The sequence below is a fragment of the Kribbella antibiotica genome (assembly GCF_004349055.1).
Lineage (GTDB): Bacteria > Actinomycetota > Actinomycetes > Propionibacteriales > Kribbellaceae > Kribbella > Kribbella antibiotica.
In genome coordinates, this window is record NZ_SMKX01000277.1 from 1 (window position 1) to 3371 (window position 3371).

Consider the following 3371-nt stretch of genomic DNA (forward strand, 5'->3'; position numbering starts at 1 on the left):
GCGGGACGGCGTACGGGGGTGTGGTTAGGCGGTGAAGAAGTCGCCGCCGGGGGCGAAGTCGGCCTCTTCGACTACTCGGCGGAGTTCGACCTCGTTGCCGAGGGCTTCGGCCAGGCGGGCGGCCCATTCGACGGCTTCGTCGCGGGAGCGGACGTCGACGACGATGACGCCGCCGATGAGTTCCTTGGTCTCGGCGAAGGGTCCGTCAGTGACGGTACGGCGGCCGTCGGCGACCCGCACGCGGGCACCGAGGGAACTGCGGTGAACCCCTTCGGCGAACAACAGCACGCCGGCCTTCGACAGGTCCTCGACAACCTTGCCGACCCCTTCGACCACCGACTGCGCCGGGAACTTACCGGCTTCACTGTCGGCGTCGGCCTTGTTGATGATCATGTAGCGCATCGGAGTTCTCCCTGGGTCGTGTCGATCTCTTACTCTCACGTCGTACGGCGGGAGATCGGATCGACACTCGGCGCAGAAGAATTTCAGCTCGGCTGGTCGCCGTTCGGCTGGTAGGCGCAGGCGTCGACGAGGTTCTGGGTCGGCGGCGGTGTCGTCTTCGTGTTGGAGGGCGTCTTGGAGGGCGTCTTCGACGGGGTCTTGACCGGCTGGGTCGCCGGCGGCGTCGGCTGCTCGAGGGCCTTCTCGATCGCTTCGCGCATGCCGTCGTAGTCAGGGTGCAGGTACTTCATCTTCAGCTTCGAGACGTCGAGGTTGATGTTCGAGACCGTCCCTGCCTTGACCTTGACCGCCAGCTGAACGAGGGCCGGCAGGAGCTCCTGCGGGATGTCGGTCCGGAGCAGGTGCTGGCCGGCCTTCGCGATCGCCTTGTACTTCGTGATCAGGGTGGCCGGGTCGGCCGCGTCGACCATCGCGTTGATGGTGCAGCGCTGGCGGATCTGGCGCTGGTCGTCGTCGGCGTTGTAGCGGCCACGGGCGAACCAGAGGGCGTGCCGGCCGTCGAGATGCTGCTTCGGGCCGGGCTCGATCCACTCCTTCGGCGGGATGTGCGCGCTGCTGATGCCGCCCATCGCGACCCGCTCGTTGACGTTGACGGTGATACCGCCGAGCGCGTTCACGAGCTCGGGGAAACCGGTCAGGTTCACCTGCAGGTAGTAGTCGATCTTCAGCCCGGTCGCTGCACCGACGGACTGCTTCAGAACGTCGGCACCCTCGTTGTCGGAAGGCCCGAGAATCCCCGGGTACTTGTCCGGGATGTTCTGGTACATCGCCGTCAGCATCCACTCCAGCCGGCCTTCCAGGCTGAGCCCTTCCTGACCGAAACCGTTCGGATACTTCTTGTACAGCGGCGAGTCCGTCGGGAACGGCATGAAGGTCAGCTGCCGCGGCATCGAGATCAGTGAGGTGTTCCCGGTCTTGGTGTCGATACTCGCGACGATCACCGTGTCGGTGCGAACCCCCTCCCGGCTCGGAGCGTCGTCGCCACCGAGCAGCAGCAGGTTGAGCCGCGGCCTGTCCTCCCACGGATCCTTGACGTTCACCGTCTTCGGCCGGGTGGCGCTCTTGCTCTCGCCCTGCGCGACGAACACGTCCTGCACCAGCGTCCGCTGCGCCAGCACAGTCTGTACGGCGAACGCCGTGGGAGCCGCGATCGCGAAGCAGAGGATCCCGACGAACGTGGCGCCGATCGCCCGGCCACCGGCCCGACCTGTTGCCGGACGCAACGAACGGTGCGAGGCGACGATCACGATGATCCAGATCAGCGCCACCGCCGCGATGGACACCGAGGTGATCAGCAACCGGCTCGGGTCGACGGCGGCCGCGAGGACCTCGTCGCGCCGGGTCAGGCCGACGTACGCGGCGAGACCGACCAGGCCGAGGGTGATGGTGAGGATGAACGCACCGATCTTCCGCCGTCCGCCGAAGATCAGCCCGATTCCGGGCAGCAACGCACCCAGCAGGGTCAGACCCAGCACCTTCGGTACCGAGCGTGCCCGTGTGACTGCCGTGTGCGAGTGTCTCCCCATCGACTCCCCTGTGTCCGTCCCCAGTCAGTGTGCATCGTCGATGCACGCCTCCACATCTCCAGACGTGTTACAGAGGCATTCGGTTGTCACACCGGGTACTGACCGCCGGAAAACCCATCGGTTTCGACCAAGGTGCGGATGACTGCGGCGATCTTTTCGGGCGGCGTCCAGCCGCTCGTGTCGGCGGTCGGCATCGCCTTGCGGTTGGCGGCGGTGTCGATGGTTCCGGGCAGCACCGTATTCACCCGGATACCGTCCTTGGCGTACTCCACCTGCAGCGCGTCGGCGAAGGCGAGGATCGCGGCCTTGGCCGAGATGTACCCAGCCGCCCCGGAAAACGGCCGCTGCGCCGCTCGGCTCGACGTACAAACGATTGCCCCGCCCCCGCCGGCGATCAGGTGCGGGAGGACCGCCTGAGTGATCAGGTACGTCGGTCGCAGGTTGATCCGGAATTGCTCCTCGAACTGCTCGATCGGCGTCTCGTGCACCCGTGCGCCGGACGCGAATCCGCCGACCAGGTTCACCAGCGCGCGCACCGGCGCCCCAATCTCCGAGGTCGCCAGCGCGACGACATCAGCCACCCCGGCGGGGTCGAACGGGTCGGCCACGATCGGCGTCAGCCCCGGATCAGCGCCCAACCGCTCCAGCGACTCCTCCGACCGTCCCGGCACGACCACACGCCAGCCGCTCGCGAGAAACTCCGCCACCACGGCACGCCCCAGCCCACCGGTGCCCCCGGCAACAACCACAGTCCGCTCCATCATGCCCAGCAGCCTAGGCCGAACCCATCCCGCCGCCCACCGATTCGCCCCGGCAGCAGCCCTCCCCAAACCGCTTTGGGGAGCCGAACCGACCAAATCCAGCACGCAGCCCTCCCCAAACCGCTTTGGGGCGCAGGACCCACCACAAACGACAGGCCACACTCCCCAAACCAGTTCGGGGCGCCGCACCCACCACAAACGACAGGTAGGGCTCCCCAAACCGGTTTGGGGAACGGCGGCGTCGCAGCCGGGTGGAAACAAATGTGCGCCAGGCGACGACTTATTACCACCGAACGCCACTGGCTCGGCGGCACCCGCCAGCTCAGTCGAGCAACTTCTGCACCGACCCACCCGACTCGCTCAACTTCGTTCCGAGGCCCTTCAACGCATCCCCGACCGCCGCCAAAATCCCCGACAGATCCTCCAGGTTCCCGGCCAGGCTCTCGATCTCCGTAGCCACCGCCCCGACCTGCCCACTCCCGTCGTTCAACTTCTTGGCCGCCGCATCCCCGATCCCCGGAATCTTGTCCAGCTCCCCGGCCAGCCCAGCCAACATCCCCGCCGCATCCTGCAACCGGTCCTTGGCCGTACTCATCGTCGAAGCACTCCCACTAAGCGCCCG

The 3371-nt window shown here is 66.9% G+C and carries 3 protein-coding genes and 1 pseudogene; all 4 read right to left on the minus strand.

The features are described from left to right. Positions 1-24 precede the first annotated feature (24 nt). On the minus strand, positions 25-402 hold the full coding sequence (locus tag E1263_RS42045; protein WP_132178021.1) for a YciI family protein: 378 nt from the start codon (positions 400-402) through the stop codon (positions 25-27). Positions 403-485: 83 nt separating this feature from the next. Next, entirely contained in the window at positions 486-1988 is a 1503-nt protein-coding gene (locus E1263_RS42050; RefSeq protein WP_238162071.1) for an LCP family protein, read from the minus strand. A gap of 86 nt (positions 1989-2074) precedes the next feature. Then, a complete protein-coding gene (locus E1263_RS42055) occupies positions 2075-2752 on the minus strand; it encodes an SDR family NAD(P)-dependent oxidoreductase (protein ID WP_132178023.1) in 678 nt (225 codons plus the stop codon). A gap of 319 nt (positions 2753-3071) precedes the next feature. Further along, a pseudogene (locus E1263_RS42060) lies at positions 3072-3371 on the minus strand (hypothetical protein); the annotation flags it as partial.